Genomic DNA, 19,230 nt, shown 5'->3' on the forward strand with positions numbered 1-19,230 from the left:
CGACGGCGCAGCGTGCTGCGGGTGGCGCCGCCCGCGCGGGCCCGCAAGCTGGCCAAGGTGCCCTTCGTGGAGCTGGCCGACGGGCGGTTGCAGGGGGTGGTGTCCAGCGGCTCCGACGTGGAGCGGGTCTACGTCTCCTCGGTGACCGCCGGCACGCACGCGGTCAACTGCAGCACGAACAACAACCGGCCCTGCGGCGGCCTGCGCGGCAGCATGCTCTGCAAGCACCTGCACGCGCTGGCCGACGAGGCGGTCCTTCAGTACGGCGTCGAGCAGGTCGCCCGTTACCTGCGCGTCGACGTGGGCGACGGCGTCGCCGGCGGCACCGCCCTGCTGGCTCGCACCGACGCGCGGCACGAGCCGGGCCCGGCCGCCGTGGTGTTCAGCCGCTTCCTGCGCCACCTGGCCTACCTCGAGGTCCCCGCCGACACGGCAGCGGTGCCCGAGCTGCACTGGTTCCCGGCCACGGCGGGGGTGCGCTGATGCTCGCCGCGCAGCTCACGCAGCTCCACGACGGGGCGATCCCCGCGCTGGCCGAGACGCTCGCCGTCGTCGACGGCGCCGACGACACGCTCACCGCCGGCCTGGCCCGCCTCGACGAGCCGGGCGCCGCCGCCTGGGCCGCACTGGCCGGCGCGGTCGGCGGCACCCCGCTGGCCGCCCGCGTCACCGAGGCGGCCGGCGCGGTACGCACCGGCGCGCTCACCGAGGACCACCTGGCCGCCCTCGCCGGGGCCCGCTCCGCGCTGCTCGGCGCCGCACACGACGCCCTGCTCGACCGCCTCGACACGGCGCTCGGCCGGTCCCGCGCCCCGTGGGCCGCCACGCCCGCCGCCCCGGCCGCGTCCCTCCCCGCCCTGGCCGGCGCACGAGCCTGGCTGCACGAGCTGGCGCTCGCCGGCTGGCGCGGCACCGACCACGAGCTGCTCTCCGGCGCCGCCGCGCCGATCGAAGCCGCGCTCGCCGAACCGGCACTGCGCCGCCTCGCGGTGCTGCTCGACGGCCTCGCCGCCGAGCTGCGCGCCGCGCTGCCGGTGGCGGCCCTGCCGCAGGTGCCCGCCCGCCGGTGGGCCGACCTGTGGACCCGCGCCGTCCTGCTCAGCCACGGCGCGCACGGCGAGATCGCGCCCGGCGAGCCGGTATCCGGACGGCTGCTACCTCTCGGCGTCGACGTGCACGAGCACGACACCGCGTTCCAGGCACAGGTGCACGCGCTGCTCGAACCGGCCGGCGGCGGCACCGCCCGGCTGGTCCGGGTCACAGTGGTCGCGGCGAAGGTCGCCACCATCGTCGGCCCGGCCGGCTGGCGGCTGCTGGAGGCGTACCCGATCCTGCTCACCGCCCTGGCCCAACGGCGGGCGGTCACCGTCACCGACCTGACCGCCCACGGCGCGGACCTGCGCTGGGCCGAGGAGCGGGCCACGCTCGGCGAGCCGGCCGACCCGTTCGCCACCGCCCGGGTGCTGCTCGCCGGCGCCACCGCCGCGGCGACAGCGCCGCTGCTGCGCCACCCCGCCACGATCGCCGAACCGGTCCTGGTCGAGGGCTACACCGTCCGCGACGACGACGGCGCCCCGGCGCTCGACCTCGACGGCCGGCCCCTGCGCCTGGCCACCGGCCGGCTGCCCGCCGCCGGTCCGCTCACCCCGGCGCTCGTCGCCGCCTCGACCGCCTGCCTGGGCCTGCTCCGCTGGGACGACGGCCGCTGGCTGCTGCAACCCCTCGCGGTCCGGGCCACCGTCAGGAAGCAGACCGTCGAGGCGCACAACGGCGACTGGGCGTGCGGCGTCACCGACCCGAAGACGGCGAAGGCCGAGGCCAAGGCGGGCGACGCCGTGGCCGTGCTGCGCGAACGCGCGGGACGGTTGCTGCGCCGATGACCGACGACCGGACCCACGCCAACCGCCGCCAGGTGCTCTACTGGCGGCTGCTCGCCCGCCTGTTCAGCCCCGACGAGCAACCCGGGCTGGAGTCGGCGAGCGTCGCCGTCGTCGACGACCTCGGCCTGCCCGCCGCGCTGCTCGACCCGGCCGTCTCCGTCGACACCGTCGTCCAGCGCTTCCCGGCGCTGGCCGGCGAGCTGCGCGGCCTGCTCACCCCCGGCGACGACACCGCCGCCGCCGGGCCGTTCCAGCCGGCCGAGACCGAGGTACGCCGCGCGGCGCTGGCGTCCAAGCTGCTGCTCAACGTCTTCGCCACCGGCGGCGGCGAGGTCAGCGCCGGGCAGCTCGCCCGCTGGCAGGCCGACGCCGGCTGGTTCGAGCAGGCGTGCGGCGCGCAGGCCGGTGAGCTGCGCCGCGAGGGCACCGGCCTGGGCGCCACGCTCGCCGGGCTGGAAGGCGACCTCGTCGCCCGGATGCGGTTGCGCGAGGTGCTCGCCGACCCGGCGCTGGCCGCCCGGCTGACCCCGAGCATGTCGCTGATCGAGCAGCTCCTGCGGGACAAGTCCAACCTGTCCGGAGTGGCGCTCGCGAACGCCAAGTCGCTGATCCGCCGCTACGTCGACCAGGTCGCCGAGGTGCTGCGCACCCAGGTCGCGCAGGCCACGGTCGGCGCCGTCGACAGGTCGATCCCGCCGAAGCGGGTCTACCGCAACCTCGACCTGGACCGCACCATCTGGCAGAACCTCACCAACTGGAGCCCGGACGACGAGCGCCTCTACGTCGACCGGCTCTACTACCGGCAGACCGCCCGGCGGACCACCCCGTCGCGGCTGATCGTGGTGGTCGACCAGTCCGGCTCGATGGTCGACTCGATGGTCAACTGCACCATCCTCGCCTCGATCTTCGCCGGCCTGCCCAAGGTCGACGTACACCTGATCGCGTACGACACCCGGGCGCTGGACCTCACCCCGTGGGTGCACGACCCGTTCGAGGTGCTGCTGCGCACCAACCTCGGCGGCGGCAACGACGGCCCGGTCGCCGTGGCCCTGGCCCGCCCCAAGATCGTCGAGCCGCGCAACACGGTCATGGTCTGGATCTCCGACTTCTACGAGTTCGACCGATCCCAGCCGCTGTTCGACGGCATCGAGGCCGTACACCGCTCCGGGGTGAAGTTCATCCCCGTCGGCTCGGTCAACAGCTCCGGCAACCAGAGCGTCAACCCCTGGTTCCGGCAGCGCTTCTCCGACCTCGGCACCCCCGTCATCTCCGGCCACATCCGCAAGCTCGTCGTCGAGCTGAAGAACTTCCTCACCTAGGAGAGCACCCCTGATGTCCGACATGCTCCGCGCCCCGGCCGAGGTCAAGTACGCCGACGAGCTGGCCTACCTGGAATCGGTCGACACCGGGCCGAAGCCGTTCTCCTGGCGGCTGAGCCCCCGCATGGTCCGCCTGTTCGTGCTCGGCTCCGAACGCGCCGACGGCCTCGACCGGGAGATCCCGCAGAAGTGGTTCGGCGACCGCAGCTTCGTCGAACGCAGCATCGTCACCCTCGCCTCCGACCGCGGCCTGCTGCTCATCGGCGACCCGGGCACCGGCAAGAGCTGGCTCGCCGAGCTGCTCGCCGCCGCGATCTGCCGCAACTCCACGCTCGTCGTGCAGGGCACCGCCGGCACCACCGAGGACCACATCAAGTACTCGTGGAACGTCTCCATGGTCATCGCCCGCGGCCAGTCCCGCGACTCGATGATCCCCTCCCCCATCATGACCGCGATGGAGCAGGGCGTGATCGGCCGGTTCGAGGAGCTGACCCGCTCCACCAGCGACGTCCAGGACGCGCTCATCTCGATCCTGTCCGAGAAGTACGTCTCCATCCCCGAGCTGGACCACGACAACATCGTCTTCGCCAAGCCCGGCTTCTCGATCATCGCCACCGCCAACAGCCGCGACCGGGGCGTCAACGACCTCTCCTCCGCGCTGAAGCGGCGGTTCAACTTCGTCCGCATCCCGGTGGTCACCAACAAGCGCAGCGAAGCCGAGATCGTCCGCTTCCGCACCGAGGAGCTCCTGCGCCGGCACCGCATCGAACTCGACGTGCCGCCCACCCTGCTCGACATCCTGCTCCAGAGCTTCGCCGACCTGCGCGCCGCCGCGTCCGCCGCCACCAGCGACGACGAGAAGCTGGAGTCGGCGCTGTCCACCGCCGAGCAGATCGGCGTGCTGGAGGACGCGATCCTGCACAGCCAGTTCTTCGGCGACCGCACCCTGCGCGCCCAGACGCTCGCCGGTTCGCTGATGGGCTCACTGGCCCGCCGCGCCCCGGAGGACCTGGCCATCCTCAACAAGTACCTGCACGGCGTGGTCGAACCCCGCGCCAAGGCCGACGGTGGCGACTGGGAGGGTTTCCTCGACGGCGGCCGCCAGGCGATCGCGTCGCTGTCATGACCGCGCCCGCACCGACCGGACTGTTCGGCCCGCTGCGCGAGCAGCTCACCGAAGCAGCCGCCGCGTTCGCCGGCTCCCCGGACGCGCTCGCCGGCATCCTCGCCGGGATGGTCGACGACGTCGACCGGGCGCTCCGCGAACGGCTGGAGATCTTCCCGGTCTGCCACCACTCCCCCGCCTCGGCGCTGTCCATGGCGCGGCGGCTGCGCGCCCGGCCACCCAAGGTGATCTACCTGGAGCTGTGCGAGGACCTGCGACCGCTGCTCGACGAGCTGCGCAACTGCCGCCTGCCGGTCGCGGTGCAGGCGTTCGCCACCGAACTCGACGGCTTCCCCGCCGAGTGGAGCCCGCTGAGCGTGGTCGCGCCGGTCACCGAGGCGTCCGCCGAATACCAGGCCATCGCGTACGCCCTGGACACCCCCGGCGTGGAGCTGGTGCTCGTGGACCGCTCCACCGACCACGTCTTCCAGTGGACGCACCGCGACGACACCGGCCCGGAGCGGGGCTCCGACGTTCCGTCCTCGGACGAGGACGCGGGACTGCACGGCGACGCGGTCGGCGTGGAGATCGGCGACCTGCGCCCCCGGTTCGCCGAGCTGGAGGCCCACCTGCTGCACCACGGCAAGGTGCGCCACTGGTCGGAATGGTGGGACCAGTACGTCGAACGGCCGCTCGCCGACGCCGACCACGACACCTACCGGCAGGTCATGGTGCTGATCGGCAGCCTGTTCCGGCGGCTGCGCCCGTCCCGGTCCGCCCGCGACGAACGCGACGAGGACCGCGAACGGTACATGTGGACCCGGATGCGGCAGCACCTCGCCGAAAGCGGCGCCGACCCGGCCGACTGCCTCTACGTCTGCGGCGCCTTCCACGCCGCCAGCCGGGTCGAACAGTTCGGCCTCGACTCCACCGCCCCGGACTTCCCGATCAGCCCGCGCACCGGCACCCGCTGGCGCTACGGCCTCATCCCGTCCAGCCACTCGGCCATCGAGGCGCAGTTCGGCCTGGCCCCGGGCACCGTGTCCATCGCCGCCGCCAACTGGACGGCGGCGGTCAGCCGCACCCGGCTCACTCCGTACCGGCTGGCCGGGCAGCGTACCGAGAAGAAGGGCCGCCGCTCCCGCGCCGCCGCACCGGTCCCGGCGGGCCCGGCCACCGACCGGCTCAGCGGGTTCCTCGCCGCCCCGCCCGTCCTCGACGAACTGGACGAGGCCGAGCTGCGCGGCTGGTGCGTCGACATCGTCCGGCTGGCCCGCCGCAACGGCTACCTCGCCAGCACCGCCGACGCGATCGCCGTGTTCGAGACGTCGATCCTGCTGGCGAACCTGCGCAACCGCGCCCGGCCCACGCCGTACGACTTCGCCGACGCCGCCGTCACCTGCATCGAGAAGGACGTGGTACCCGGCCGGCGCGACGTCCGCCGGCTCTGCGAGATCCTGCTCGGCGGCGACCGCGTCGGCCAGGTCGGCTACGACTCACTGCCGCCGCTGGCCCGCGACGTCCTCGACCGGCTCCGCCCGCTCGGCCTCGACCTGGAACGGCGCACCGTCCAGCGGGCGCTGCTCGACCTGCGCGCCGACCCGGCGCTGGCGCCCTGCTCCGACCTGCTGTGGATGCTGCGGCACCTGCTGCCCGCCGACGCGGTCCGCCCGATCATGGGTGAGCGTCGCCTCGGTCACCGCTCCGAGCAGGAGAGCTGGGATCTCGCGCTCGGCCGCAACCAGCGCGCGCTCATCGAGCTCGGATACGAGGGCGTCACGGTCGAGCAGGTGCTGGAACAACGGCTGCGCCGGGCGGTACGCGGCCCCGACGCCACCGCCGCCCGCGCGCTCGCCGCCGTGGAGGACGCCATCCGGCTGCTGGACAGCCCTCGACTGGTCGACGAACTCGGCGCGCGGGCGGTGGAGCTGCTCGCCGCCGAACGCACTGTGGACGACGCGCCGGAGGTGCTGCGCCGCATCCGGCGGCTGCTCGCCCACCACCGCACCACCGCACCGGCGCTGCCCGCCTGGTGCCGGGCGTTCGTCACCACCGGGTACGCCCACTACTGCACGCTGCTGCCCACCGCGTTCGTCGACGAGGCCACCGGCGTCCGGCAGGTCGGCGCGATGCTCGGCTTCCTGTTCAGCATGGAGAGTCTCGCGCTGTCGCTGGGCTGCGACCGTTCCCAGCTCGAACTGGCGGTCGCGCAGGCCCACCCGGAGGCGCCCGCCAAGCTGGCACTGCTCTGGGCCGCCCGCCACCAGCTCGGCCTGCTGCCGCTAGCGCGTCTGCGCGAACAGTGCGCCGAGATGCTCGCCAACCCGCTCGTGGTGCCCGCGTTCCCGCAGTACCTGTCCGGCTTCGTGCACGCGCTCGAACCGGTGCCCGGGCTCGCGCCGTTCGTGGTCGAGACCATGTCCGCCGCGTTCGCCGGGCTGCCCGACCCGGTGCTGCTGCCCTGGCTGCCGACGCTGATCACCACGCTGCGCGAGCACGGCCCGGAGCTGGTGCCGCTGCTGGTCCGCGAGGCGGAACGCACGTTCCCCGCCACGCTGCCGGCACTGGACTCCTGGACACCACCGTGGGCCGCCCGGCCCGCCCCGTCCAGCGCACCCGCACCGGCCGCGGCGACGGGTCCGGTACACGGTCTGCTGGTGGCCCACCCGGAGACGGTCGACGCGGTGGCCGCGCTGCTCGGCTGCGCCGGCGAGTGGCAGCCGGACGGCGACGACGGCACTCCACCGGGCGGGCCGGCGTCGGTGCTGGTCGCCACCCATCCGGCGACGGCGCACGCGGCGGCGGTGCTGCTGGCGGACTGAGCGGCGGCGGTCTACGTGGTGACGGCGCTGCCGGAACTGAGCGATGTCGGTCTACGTGCTGGCGGCGCTGCCGGAGCGGAGCGGCGGCGGTCCGCTCCGCGGCGGGCGCTGCTGAACGGTGCGTGTCTCCCCAGTGGCGTCGGTCCTGGCGGACCGGGCGGCGTCGTCTCGGCGGTGCCGTCGCTGTCCGCGCACGGGCGGCGTTGGCGGGTTTGCCCGCACGAGCGACCATGGGGTGGTGATCCGCTTTCTGCTGAACCTCTTGTGGCTCGTCTTCGGCGGCGGCTTCGTCCTGGCCCTCGGCTACGGCATCGCCGCCCTGATCTGCTTCGTCCTCGTCGTCACCATCCCCTTCGGCGTCGCCTCGCTGCGGCTCGCCTCGTACTCGCTGTGGCCGTTCGGCCGCACCCTCGTGTCGAAGCCGGGCGCCGGGCTCCCCTCCGGACTGGCGAACGTGCTCTGGCTGGTGCTGGCCGGCTGGTGGCTGGCCCTGTCGCACATCCTCGCCGGGATCGCGCTCTGCGTGACGATCATCGGCATCCCGTTCGGGGTGGCCAACTTCAAGCTGGTCCCGGCGGCGCTGTGGCCGCTCGGCCAGGAGGTCGTCGAAACGCCGTAGCCGCCCCGGCGGGCCACCCACCTCGCCGCCCCGGCTGACCGCCAGCATCGGCACGGCTGACCGCCGGAAACAGGCGCGGCTGACCGTCGACAGCCGGCGCTGACCGTCGACAGTCGGCGCGGGCGACGGGCCCACCGACGGCGCGGCTGACGGACCGACCGTCGGCCCCGCCGATCCCCTGCCCCCGTCCACCCCTCCCTGCCACGGGTATCCCGCCCGGCCACTGGAACGCCATGGGTGTCTCCGGCCCTGTTCGACACCCACGGCGTTCCACTCCCACCACGGTTGCGCGGCGACTTGACGTTCGCGGCCGAAGACGACTCGAACGATCTCAGCAACCGGGATCGGTGTCCTGTGACGCGAGACAGCATGCAGATCTTGGTAGGAAGTGGCCCCTATGAGGGCCGTTTCGTACCAAGATCTCGCGGGGTGGTCCCACCACCCCTACAGCGTCCTAGGAGGATGGGGTGATTGCTTGAGTTCGCGGGAAGGATGCGAATGCGGCTCGTACCAACGCGGCGCTGGCTAGCGTCGGAGGCGTGCGGGACGGAGTGATCGAGACGCTCAAGGCGGACCCGGCGATGTCCGGCCTGCGCCGGTCGCTGGACTTCTACCACGGCGACCCGGCGCGGGACGCCGCCCTCGACGCGTTCTACGCCCCGCTGGTCCGCGCCGGTGACCTGGTCTTCGACGTCGGCGCGCACGTGGGCGACCGGCTGGGCAGCTTCCGCCGGCTCGGCGCGACAGTGGTCGCGGTCGAGCCGCAGCCGCTGTGCGCCCGGGTGCTGCGCGAGATGTACGCGGGCGACGACGCGGTGACTGTGGTGGAGGCGGCGTGCGGGCGTACCGCCGGGCCGGTGCGACTGCACGTCAACTCGGCCAACCCGACGGTCTCCACCGCCTCCCCCGGGTTCGTCCGCGCCGCCGACGGCGCGCCCGGCTGGGCGGGCGAGACCTGGGACGCGCAGATCGAGGTGCCGGGCACCACGCTCGACGCGCTCGTGGCCGCGTACGGCGTGCCGGCGTTCGTGAAGATCGACGTGGAGGGCTTCGAGGACGCCGTGCTGGCCGGGCTGAGCCGCCCGGTCCCGGCGTTGTCGTTCGAGTTCACCACCATTGCCCGGGTGGCGGCGGCCCGCTGCCTGGACCGGCTCACCGCGCTCGGCTTCACCCGGTTCACGGTGGCGCTCGGCGACGAGATGGAGTTCGCGCTGCCCGGCTGGCGCCCGGCCGCCGAGGTGGCCGCGTACCTGGGCGCGCTGCCGGACGAGGCCAACTCCGGCGACGTGTACGCCCGCCCCTGAACCTCCACTTCGGAGAGACGCGGGCCGGACCGGAAGGCATCGACCCTGCTCATCGCCGTGATCGGCGGAGTCGCAGCCCGGGCACTTTTTTCAAAGCTCGAACTTAGGAGTGCATCGTTATCCGTCTGTGATTGACGTGAGCCGCGCCACTTGGGTTGACTGCCACGGAACCGCTTCCGCAACCGGTTCCGAAACACCCCGCTCATCCCTGCGACCCGGGAGCGTCACGTGCCGATCACCATCGCCGACGTCGCCACCCGCGCGGGGGTGAGCAAGACGACGGTCTCCCGGGTGCTCAACGGCAAGGGCGAGGTGCACGTGCGCACCGCCGACCGGGTCCGCGCCGTGATCAGCGACCTCGGGTACGTGCCGAGCGCCCGCGCGGTCGGGCTGGCCCGGGGGCGTACCCGGGTGGTCGGGATGCTGGTCCCGGCGCTGACCTGGCCCTGGATGGGCGAGGTCCTGCAGGGCGCGGCCGACGTGGTCGAGGCGGCCGGCTACGGCATGCTGCTGTTCACCTGCACCCACGGCGACGAGTCGATGCGCCGGTTCGCCTCCCAGGTCTCGGCCAAGTCGTTCGACGGCCTGCTCGTGGTCGAACCCGAGGGGACGCTGGACTACATCACCGAGCTGCACCGGCGCGGCCTGCCGGTCATCCTCATCGACGACCGGGGCCACCAGCCCGGCTTCCCGTCGGTGCGGACCACGAACGAGGAGGGCGCGCGGGCCGCCGCCACGCACCTGCTGGCGCTCGGCCGGCGGCGGCCGCTCGTCATCACCGGCCTGCGTCAGTTCGGCTGCACCCGGGAGCGGCTCGCCGGGTTCGCCGGCGCCTACGCCGACGCGGGCGTACCGATCGAGCCGGACCGGGTGGTGGAGGGCGACTTCACCTTCGAGTGCGGGCGCGCGGCGGTGCGGCGGCTGCTCGCCGACGGCGTACCGTTCGACGCCGTCTTCGCCCACAACGACCTGTCGGCCGCCGGGGCGTTGCAGGCGCTGCGCGACGCCGGGCGGCGCGTCCCGCAGGACGTGGCGGTGGTCGGCTTCGACGACCTCCCGCTGGCCGGGCACACCCACCCGCCGCTGAGCTCCGTTCGCCAGCCCCTGCGGGAGATGGGTACGGCCGCGGCCCGCCTGCTCATCGGCCACCTCACCGGCACCCCGCTGCCGGACACCCCGACCGTCATCCCGACCGGCTTCACCGCCCGCGACTCGACGGGCGCGGGCGACCCGGCGAACGCGGACGACCCGACCGCACCGGACTCGACAGTCGCGCGGGAGCCGACGGGCGCCCGCGTCACCTGACCCACCCCGCCGCACCCGGCGACCACGCCGGCGGGCCCGCCCGCCGGTGGCACCACCGCACACCCTCCATCCACCACATCCCGCCCGAGGAATGCGGGACCACCGAGGGAGACCTCCATGAGAAGACGGCAAGTCCTCGCCCTCGCGCTGGCCGGCGCGATGGTCACCGGCGCCGCCGCCTGCGGCGACAGCCCGAACGCGAACAAGAAGAGCGGCCAGGCCGCGACAGTGCTGAACGTCGGCATGCCCAACGGTCCGCAGGCGGAGAACAACAACCCGTTCCTCACCACCTCGGCCGCCGCGTCGCTCGGCTACCGGTGGCAGATCTACGAGCCGCTGATGATGTGGAACCCGGTCAAGCCGGCCGAGCCGTTCAAGCCGTGGCTGGCCACCAAGGCCGAGTGGTCGTCGGACTACAAGACGGTCAAGGTGACGATCCGGGAGAACGCCACCTGGTCCGACGGGCAGAAGGTCACCGCCGAGGACGTCGCGTTCACCTACAACCTGGTGAAGAAGTTCCCGGCCCTCAACGACCAGGGCGTGCCGTACACGGACGCGACCGCGAGCGGCAACGAGGTCACCATCTCGATGGCCAGCCCGCAGTTCGTCAACCAGCAGAAGGTGCTGTGGCGGGTGCCGATCGTGCCCAAGCACCTGTGGGAGAAGATCGCCGACCCGGCGAGCGACCCGGTGAAGCAGCCGGTCGGCAGCGGCCCGTACACGCTGAAGTCGTTCACCCCGGCGAGCATGACGCTCGCGGTACGCGACAGCGGCTACTGGCAGGACGCGCCGAAGGTCAAGGAGCTGCGGTACACCTCGTACACCGACAACAGCGCGCAGACCACCGCGCTGGCCAACGGCGAGTCGGAGTGGAGTTTCGTCTTCATCCCGAACTACCAGACCGTTTTCGTGGCCAAGGACCAGAAGAACCACAAGATGTGGGCACCGCCGGTGCTGGGCATCCACGGCCTCTACCTGAACACCACGAAGAAGCCGTTCGACGACCCGACGCTGCGCAAGGCGATGAACATGGTCATCGACCGGGCGGACATCTTCACCACCGCCGAGGCCGGCTACTTCCACCCCGAGGTCAAGAGCGTGACCGGCCTGCCCAGCCCGGCCGGTGACTCGTTCATCGCGCCCGAGTACAAGGGCCAGGAGCACAAGGTCGACGTCGAGGGCGCCAAGGCGTTGCTCACCGGCGCCGGCTACAAGCTCGACGGCAACACGCTGAAGGACCGCAGCGGCAAGCCGGTCACGATCCGGCTCACCGACCCGGCCGGCTGGTCCGACTACCAGACCAGCCTGGAGATCGTGAAGGGCAACCTGGCGAAGATCGGCATCGCGGCCACCGTCGACAAGGCCAACCAGGACGCCTGGTTCCGCAACGTCGAGCAGGGCAACTTCGAGGCCACGTTCCGGTGGACCGAGAGCGGCGCCACGCCGTACGACATCTACCGGACCATCATGGACGGCCGGGTGCTCAAGCCGGTCGGCACCGCCTCGCCCGCCGGTAACTTCGGCCGGTTCCAGAGCAAGGAGGCGACCGACGCGCTGGTGTCGTACGCCAACGCCACCGACGACGCCACCCGCACCACCGCCCTGGGCACCCTGCAGAAGATCTTCGTCGAGCAGATGCCGATGATCCCGGTGGGCGCGGACAACATCGGCGGCGCGTACAGCACGAAGAACTGGACCGGCTGGCCGGACGACTCGAACCCGTACGGCGCGCTCCAGCCCACCCAGCCCAACGCGGTGGACGTGGTGCTGCACCTCAAACCGGCCAACGGCTGACCCGGCGCCGCCGGCCCGGCCACGATCGCCCGGCCGGGCCGGCGGCGCCCGCCCCTCGCTACCGGCAACCCCAGACAGGAATTCGGCATGACGTTGACCGAGAGCGCACCGGCGCCGGCCGACGAGGTGGTGCTGGAGGCCGTCGGCCTGACCAAGCACTTCCCCGTCCGCCGGCGGCTGCGTGACCTCCTCTCCCGCACCCCGGCGGTGGTGCACGCCGTCGACGACGTATCGATCGCGTTGCGCCGCGGCCGGGTGACAGCGCTCGTCGGCGAGTCCGGCTCGGGCAAGTCCACAGTGGCCCGGCTGCTGGCCCAGCTCTACCCGCGCACCGCCGGCGACATCCGGCTGCACGGCCGATCGACCCGGGTACGCGGCGGGCGCCGGTTCCGGGCGTACGTGCGCCGGGTGCAGCTGATCCTCCAGGACCCGTTCGCCTCGCTGAACCCGGTGCACACGGTCCGCTACCACCTGACCCGGTCGCTGCGCATCCACGGCAACGCCGGGACCGGGCCGGACGGGCTGGACAAGGCACTGGCCGACCTGCTGACCCGGGTCGCGCTCACCCCGCCGGAGCGCTACCTCGACGCGTTCCCGCACGAGTTGTCCGGCGGGCAGCGCCAGCGGGTGGCGATCGCGCGGGCGCTCGGCGCCGACCCCGAGGTGCTGCTCGCCGACGAGCCGGTGTCCATGCTCGACGTCTCGATCCGCCTCGGCGTGCTCAACCTGCTCCAGGACCTCAAGGACCGGCTCGACCTGGCGATCCTCTACATCACCCACGACATCGCCTCGGCCCGCTACTTCGCCGACGAGACGATCGTCATGTACGCCGGGCGGATGGTCGAGGGCGGCGACAGCGAGACCGTCACCCAGCGCCCGGCTCACCCGTACACCCGGTTGTTGATCGAATCGGCGCCGGACCCGGAGCGGATCACCGGCGCGGGCGGCGACGGCGCGGCGGCGGGCGAGCGGGGCCACGGCGAGCCGCCCAGCCTGATCCGCCCGCCGGGCGGCTGCCGGTTCCACCCGCGCTGCCCGGCGGCGATGCCGCGCTGCGCCACCGACCTGCCGCCGCCGATCCCGGTCGACGACGCGCCCGGGCACTGGGCGGCGTGCTGGCTGTACGACGCGGACACCGTCGCCGAGCAGAAGGCGGAGCAGGCAGAGCCGGTGAAGCAGGCGCAGAAGACAGAGCCGGCCGGGACGGAGGCGGCCCGATGAGGTTCCTGCTGCAACGGGTGGCCTTCTACCTGTTCACCGCCTGGGCGGCGATCACGCTCAACTTCTTCATCCCGCGGATGGTGCCGGGCGACCCGGTGCAGTCGTTGATCTCCCGCAACCAGGGCCGGATCAGCGCCGACGCGGTCGCGTCGCTGCGGGTGCTGTTCGGGCTGGACTCCGACCGCTCGCTGTGGGAGCAGTACGTCGCCTACTGGGGGCAGCTCCTGCGCGGCGACCTGGGACTGTCGTTCACGTTCTTCCCCGCGCCGGTGTCCGAGGTGATCGGGAGCAGCCTGCCGTGGACGGTGGGCCTGGTCGGCGTCACCACGATCGTCAGCTTCCTGCTCGGCACCGCGCTCGGCGTCGGCGCGGGCTGGCGGCGCGGCTCGTGGATCGACGGGCTGCTCCCGGCCACCACGTTCCTCTCCTCGATCCCGTACTTCTGGCTCGGCCTGGTCGCGATCGCGCTGTTCGCCGGGCCGGGCAGCTTCTTCCCGTCCTCCGGCGGGTACGAGCCGGGCCTGGTGCCGGCGTTCGACGCGTACTTCATCCCGAGCGCGCTCCAGCACAGCATCCTGCCCGCCGCGACCATCCTGGTGTCGTCGATGAGCGGCTGGATCCTCAGCATGCGCAACATGATGGTCACCGTCGCCAGCGAGGACTACATCACCGTGGCGCACGCCAAGGGGCTGTCCGAGCGCCGGGTGGCCCTCAGCTACGCCGCCCGCAACGCGCTGCTGCCCAACGTGTCCGGGTTCGCGCTGTCGCTGGGCTTCATCGTCGGCGGCACTCTGCTCGTGGAGATCGTCTTCTCGTACCCGGGTCTGGGGTTCCAGCTCTTCCAGGCCGTCGGCGCGAAGGACTACCCGCTGATGCAGGGCATCTTCCTGATCATCACGATCTCGGTGCTGGTGGCGAACCTGCTCGCCGACGTGGCGTACCTGCTCCTCGACCCGCGGACCCGAAAGAGCTGAGCGATGACACTCTCCCCGTCCAGCATCGAGCAGGTCATCCCCGGCCAGGGGGCGATGGCGCAGCCGTCGGCCCGGGCCCGCCGCCGCCGGTTCCGCTTCGTCGCCAACGCCAAGGCCGCGACCGGCCTCGCCGTCCTCGGGGTGTACGTGCTCCTCGCGGTGATCGGGCCGTGGATCGCGCCGTACGACCCGGACGCGCGCAGCGCCGACGTGCTCCAGGCGCCCTCGGCCCGGCACTGGTTCGGCACCACCCACCTCGGGCAGGACATCTTCAGCCAGATCCTGGTCGGCGCGCGCAGCGTGATGGTGGTGGGCCTGATCGCCGGCGTGCTCGCCACGATCCTGTCCATCCTGATCGGCGTGACCGCCGGCTACCTGGGCGGCGCGGCCGACGAGGGCCTGTCGGCGGTGTCGAACGTGTTCCTGGTGATCCCGGCGCTGCCGCTGATCATCATCGTCACGTCCCTGGTCGAGCAGGCCAGCGACATGCTCGTGGCGCTCATCATCGGCCTCACCTCGTGGGCGTGGGGCGCCCGGGTGCTGCGCGCCCAGACGCTGTCGCTGCGCCGCCGCGACTACGTCGAGGCGGCACGGGCCACCGGCGAACGGACCTGGCGGATCATCGGGTTCGAGATCCTGCCCAACCTGACCGCGATCATCGCCTCCGGCTTCGTCGGCACCGTCATCTTCGCGGTGATGTCGGAGATCACGCTGGCGTTCATCGGCGTCTCGTCGGTGTCGTCGTGGAACTGGGGCACGATCCTGTTCTGGGCGCAGGGGCAGCAGGCGCTGGCGCAGGGCGCCTGGTGGTGGTTCGTCCCGGCCGGGCTGGCCATCGCGCTGCTCGGCACCGCGCTGGCGTTGATCAACTTCGGCATCGACGAGTTCGTCAGTCCCCGGCTGCGCACCGGCGGCCGGACCCGGATCCGCACCGCCGACGGTCGCACCGTCGCGATGCGCGTCGGGTTCACCCCGGTGCTCGCGCCGAACCCGGCGCCGGTCCCCATGCAGCGGCCGGCGGACCCCATCCGAGAGGACGCGACCTCATGAGCGACCAGGTGCTGGAGATCCGCGGGCTGTGCGTCGACTACGGCGTCGGCGCGGACGCGGTCCGCGCGGTCCGCGACGTCGACCTGACGCTGCACCGCGGCGAGGTGCTCGGCCTGGCCGGGGAGAGCGGCAGCGGCAAGTCCACCCTGGCGTACGGGCTGACCCGGCTGCTGCCCCCGCCCGGCGTGGTCAGCGGCGGCCAGGTGATCTACCACCCGGCCGACGGCCCGCCGGTCGACGTGCTCACGCTCAGCCCGGCGAAGCTGCGCGAGTTCCGGTGGGCGGAGACGTCGATCGTGTTCCAGGGCGCGATGAACTCGCTCAACCCGGTGCACAAGGTCTCCACCCAACTGCTCGACGTGATCCGGGCGCACGAGCCGAAGAGCACGGCGGCGAGCCGGCTGGCCCGGGCGAAGGAGCTGCTGCGCCTGGTCGGCATCTCCGCCGACCGGCTGGACAGCTACCCGCACCAGCTCTCCGGCGGCATGCGGCAACGGGTCATGATCGCGATGGCGCTGGCGCTGGAACCGCAGGTGGTCATCATGGACGAGCCGACCACCGCGCTGGACGTGGTGATGCAGCGGCAGATCCTCGGCCAGCTCGCCGAGCTGCGCGAACGCCTCGGCTTCGCGGTGCTGTTCATCACGCACGACCTGTCGCTGCTGGTCGAGTTCTCCGACCGGATCGCGATCATGTACGGCGGCCGGATCGTCGAGGAGGCGCCCGCCGCCCGGCTGTACGCCGAGCCGCTGCACCCGTACACCGAGGGGTTGCTGCACTCGTTCCCGGCGCTGCACGGTCCCCGCCGCGAGCTGACCGGCATCCCCGGCTCCCCGCCGGACCTGCGCGCCATGCCGTCCGGCTGCGCGTTCCACCCCCGCTGCCCGAAGGCGTTCGAGCCCTGCGACGAGCAGGTGCCGGCGCTGGGACCGCCACGCGTCGACGATCCGACGCGGGCCGTCGCGTGCCATCTGCACCCGGCCGTCGCGCCGCTGTCCCGCTGACCCGCCCGACACCACCACCCGCTACCCGCGAGGAGAACCATGGACACCGATCTCACCCGCCCGTCGTCGGTCGCCGGCGCGGACCCGATCGACACGCTGCCGCCGACCTTCCGGTGGGGGGTGGCGACGTCTTCGTACCAGATCGAGGGCGCGGTGGCCGAGGACGGCCGCACACCGTCGATCTGGGACACGTTCTGCCGGGTGCCGGGCGCGGTCGCCAACGGTGACCACGGCGACGTGGCGTGCGACCACTACCACCGGATGCCGCAGGACGTCGCGCTCATCGCGGACCTGGGACTGGACACGTACCGGTTCTCGGTGGCCTGGCCGCGGGTGCAGCCGGGCGGGCGCGGTCCGGCGAACGTGGCCGGGCTGGCGTTCTACGACCGGCTGGTGGACGAGCTGCTCGGCCGGGGTGTCGAGCCGTGGGTGACGCTCTACCACTGGGACCTGCCGCAGGAGCTGGAGGACGCGGGCGGCTGGCCGAACCGGGACACCGCGTACCGGTTCGCCGACTACGCGGAGCTGGTCTTCGCCGCGCTCGGCGACCGGGTCCGCACCTGGACCACGCTCAACGAGCCGTGGTGCTCGGCGATGCTCGGATACGCCTACGGCGACCACGCCCCGGGCCGGCGGAACCTGGGCGACGGCATCGCCGCGGCGCACCACCTGCTGCTCGGGCACGGGCTGGCGACCCGGCGGCTGCGGGAGGCGGCCCGGTCCCCGATCGAGCTGGGCCTGACGCTGAACCTGTCCACCGCCGACCCGGAGACCGGCAGCGCGGCGGACCGGGACGCGGCGCGGGCCGCCGACGGGCTGGCCAACCGGCTCTACCTCGACCCGGTGCTGCGCGGGGAGTACCCGCAGGACGTGGTGGCCGACCTGGCCGCCGAGGGGGTGCGGATCCCCGTGCAGGACGGTGACCTGGAGGTCATCGCCACCCCGATCGACGTGCTCGGGGTCAACTACTACTTCGGGCAGCTGCACTCCGGGGTGGACGAGCAGGGCCGCGATCGCGACGACGCCGGCAGGCCGGTGCGCCGGGTGGTCCGCCGCGACCTGCCGCGTACCGCGATGGACTGGGAAATCGTGCCGGAGTCCTTCACCGACCTGCTGGTGCGGCTGCACCGCGACTACCCGGGCACGCCCATGGTGATCACCGAGAACGGCGCCGCGTTCGACGACGAGCCGGACGCCGACGGGTTCGTGAACGACGACGACCGGGTCGGCTTCCTCACCGAGCACCTGCGGGCGGTGGCCCGCGCCCGGGCCGCCGGGGCGGACGTACGCGGTTACTTCGCCTGGTCGCTGCTGGACAACTTCGAGTGGGCGTACGGCTACGACAAGCGGTTCGGCATCGTCCGGGTGGACTACGACACGCAGCGCCGCACCCCCAAGCGCAGCGCGCTGTGGTACCGGGACACCGTGCGGCGGGTCCGCGGGCAGCGCTGACGCCAGCGTGGGGGCCGGGCCGGTCAGTGACGGCGGCCCGGCCCCCACGCCGGGCCCGGGCGGGCGGCCGGGTCGCGGGGCACGCCGCCGTCGCGCAGCAGCCGGGTCATCGGCAGGGTGGCCGCGCCCATCGCGACCGCGTCCGGTCCGAGCCGGCACAGCTCGATCGAGGTCTGCGCGTACGGCTGGCGCAGCGCGTGCCGCGCGGTCGCCTCGCGGATCGCGGGCAGGTGCCGTTCGCCCAGGGCCAGCCCGGCCCAGCCGCCGAGCACCACCCGCTCCGGGTTGAACAGGTTCACCAGGTTGGCCACCCCGGCGCCCAGGTAGCCGACCGTCTCGTCGATCACCTTCGCGGCGGTGCGGCCGGTGGAGCGCAGCAGCTCACCGAAGGCGGTCTCCTCGTCCGCGCCCGGCGCCGGGCGGCCCCGGTTGGCCTGCCGGAACCGGTCCAGCACCGCCTCCGCGCCCACGTACGCCTCCAGACAACCGAGGTTGCCGCAGCGGCAGCGGCGGCCCCCGTACACGATGGTGGTGTGGCCCCACTCCCCGGCGCTGCTGTGCGCGCCGCGGTAGCCGACGCCGTCGGCGACCACGCTCGCGCCGACGCCGGAGCCGACCAGGGCGACCACCGCGTGCCGGACGCCGCGGCCGGCACCGAACCACATCTCGGCCTGGCCGAGCGTCTTCGCGCCGTTGTCCACGTGCACCGGCACGTCGGTGCCGGCGCGCAGCATCGCGCCGAGCGGGACGCCGTCCCAGCCGAGCGTCTGGGCGTGCACCACGGCGTCGGCGGTGCGCTCGACGGTGCCGGCGACGGCGACGCCGAAGCCGAGCACCGCGGCCGGGTCGACGCCCGCCTGCTCGGTGACGGCGGCGAGGCCGTGCCGCAGGTGAGCGGCGACCCGCTCGGGGTCGGGACCGGCCGCGGCGATCGGGTACTCCGCCTTGGCCAGCGCGGTCATGCTCAGGTCGAACAACTCCACCTGGACGCGGGTCTCGCCCACGTCGGCACCGACCAGGTAGCCGTAGCCGGGCGCGACGCGCAGCAGCACGCGGGGACGGCCGCCGTCGGACTCGACCGAGCCGGCCTCCTCGACCAGGCCCTCGTTGATCATCTCGCCGACCAGGTTGCTGACGCTGGCCAGGCTCAACGCGGTGGACTGGCCCAGTTCGTGCCGGCTGAGCGGGCCGTCCAGCCAGATCCGGGTGAGCAGGACCGAGCGGTTGGCCCGGCGCATGTCGCGCACCGTGGTGCGTCTGGCGTCCACGTCCGCCGCCGTCCTTCCCGGCCGCCCGCGGGCGGCTTTCGTTCCTGCTTCACGCCCTGAGCGGGGTGGTGACAGGGTACGCCGCATTTACACTTAACAAAGTTAACTGATAA

The 19,230-nt window shown here is 73.1% G+C and carries 15 protein-coding genes; 14 read left to right on the forward strand and 1 reads right to left on the reverse strand.

What is annotated here, in order from left to right; genetic code table 11:
* Window positions 1-12: 12 nt before the first annotated feature.
* The 14 genes from ACN27C_RS24655 to ACN27C_RS24720 all read left to right on the forward strand — a co-directional run bounded on the left by ACN27C_RS24655 (window position 13) and on the right by ACN27C_RS24720 (window position 17,849).
* Window positions 13-483, forward strand: coding sequence for a hypothetical protein (locus ACN27C_RS24655; protein WP_364807636.1), 471 nt, complete (start codon window positions 13-15; stop codon window positions 481-483).
* Window positions 483-1,880: a hypothetical protein gene (locus tag ACN27C_RS24660; protein ID WP_422748435.1), complete on the forward strand. Its 1,398-nt coding sequence runs from the start codon at window positions 483-485 to the stop codon at window positions 1,878-1,880. The genes ACN27C_RS24655 and ACN27C_RS24660 overlap by 1 nt, the downstream gene beginning before the upstream one ends.
* Window positions 1,877-3,199: a VWA domain-containing protein gene (locus ACN27C_RS24665; RefSeq protein ID WP_422748437.1), complete on the forward strand. Its 1,323-nt coding sequence runs from the start codon at window positions 1,877-1,879 to the stop codon at window positions 3,197-3,199. Before ACN27C_RS24660 ends, ACN27C_RS24665 begins: the two co-directional genes overlap by 4 nt.
* A gap of 13 nt (window positions 3,200-3,212) precedes the next feature.
* Window positions 3,213-4,325, forward strand: a complete 1,113-nt coding sequence (locus ACN27C_RS24670) for an ATP-binding protein (RefSeq protein ID WP_120569954.1) — start codon at window positions 3,213-3,215, stop codon at window positions 4,323-4,325.
* Window positions 4,322-7,126 (forward strand): hypothetical protein, encoded by a 2,805-nt coding sequence (locus tag ACN27C_RS24675; protein ID WP_422748439.1) that lies wholly within the window; start codon window positions 4,322-4,324, stop codon window positions 7,124-7,126. The genes ACN27C_RS24670 and ACN27C_RS24675 overlap by 4 nt, the downstream gene beginning before the upstream one ends.
* 238 nt (window positions 7,127-7,364) lie before the next feature.
* Entirely contained in the window at window positions 7,365-7,745 is a 381-nt protein-coding gene (locus ACN27C_RS24680) for a YccF domain-containing protein (RefSeq protein WP_175438877.1), read from the forward strand.
* Between the two features lie 581 nt (window positions 7,746-8,326).
* A complete protein-coding gene (locus ACN27C_RS24685; RefSeq protein WP_205776103.1) occupies window positions 8,327-9,049 on the forward strand; it encodes an FkbM family methyltransferase in 723 nt (240 codons plus the stop codon).
* 228 nt (window positions 9,050-9,277) lie between these two features.
* Window positions 9,278-10,354: a LacI family DNA-binding transcriptional regulator gene (locus ACN27C_RS24690; RefSeq protein ID WP_357895357.1), complete on the forward strand. Its 1,077-nt coding sequence runs from the start codon at window positions 9,278-9,280 to the stop codon at window positions 10,352-10,354.
* A 117-nt stretch (window positions 10,355-10,471) separates the two neighbouring features.
* The gene (locus ACN27C_RS24695; RefSeq protein ID WP_120569959.1) at window positions 10,472-12,148 is read left to right on the forward strand and encodes an ABC transporter substrate-binding protein; all 1,677 of its coding nucleotides are present in this window, start codon (window positions 10,472-10,474) and stop codon (window positions 12,146-12,148) included.
* Between the two features lie 87 nt (window positions 12,149-12,235).
* The gene (locus ACN27C_RS24700; RefSeq protein ID WP_120569960.1) at window positions 12,236-13,369 is read left to right on the forward strand and encodes an ABC transporter ATP-binding protein; all 1,134 of its coding nucleotides are present in this window, start codon (window positions 12,236-12,238) and stop codon (window positions 13,367-13,369) included.
* A complete protein-coding gene (locus ACN27C_RS24705) occupies window positions 13,366-14,343 on the forward strand; it encodes an ABC transporter permease (protein ID WP_013476848.1) in 978 nt (325 codons plus the stop codon). The genes ACN27C_RS24700 and ACN27C_RS24705 overlap by 4 nt, the downstream gene beginning before the upstream one ends.
* A 3-nt stretch (window positions 14,344-14,346) precedes the next feature.
* On the forward strand, window positions 14,347-15,393 hold the full coding sequence (locus ACN27C_RS24710) for an ABC transporter permease (RefSeq protein WP_358176824.1): 1,047 nt from the start codon (window positions 14,347-14,349) through the stop codon (window positions 15,391-15,393).
* Window positions 15,390-16,397 (forward strand): ABC transporter ATP-binding protein, encoded by a 1,008-nt coding sequence (locus ACN27C_RS24715; RefSeq protein WP_120569961.1) that lies wholly within the window; start codon window positions 15,390-15,392, stop codon window positions 16,395-16,397. Before ACN27C_RS24710 ends, ACN27C_RS24715 begins: the two co-directional genes overlap by 4 nt.
* A gap of 39 nt (window positions 16,398-16,436) precedes the next feature.
* Entirely contained in the window at window positions 16,437-17,849 is a 1,413-nt protein-coding gene (locus ACN27C_RS24720) for a GH1 family beta-glucosidase (RefSeq protein ID WP_422748444.1), read from the forward strand.
* A gap of 23 nt (window positions 17,850-17,872) precedes the next feature.
* On the opposite strand, the gene ACN27C_RS24725 is transcribed toward ACN27C_RS24720, so the two are convergent.
* A complete protein-coding gene (locus tag ACN27C_RS24725) occupies window positions 17,873-19,117 on the reverse strand; it encodes an ROK family transcriptional regulator (RefSeq protein ID WP_120569963.1) in 1,245 nt (414 codons plus the stop codon).
* Window positions 19,118-19,230: the final 113 nt, after the last annotated feature.

The sequence above is a fragment of the Micromonospora sp. WMMD1219 genome (genome assembly GCF_049315215.1).
Lineage (GTDB): Bacteria > Actinomycetota > Actinomycetes > Mycobacteriales > Micromonosporaceae > Micromonospora > Micromonospora tulbaghiae.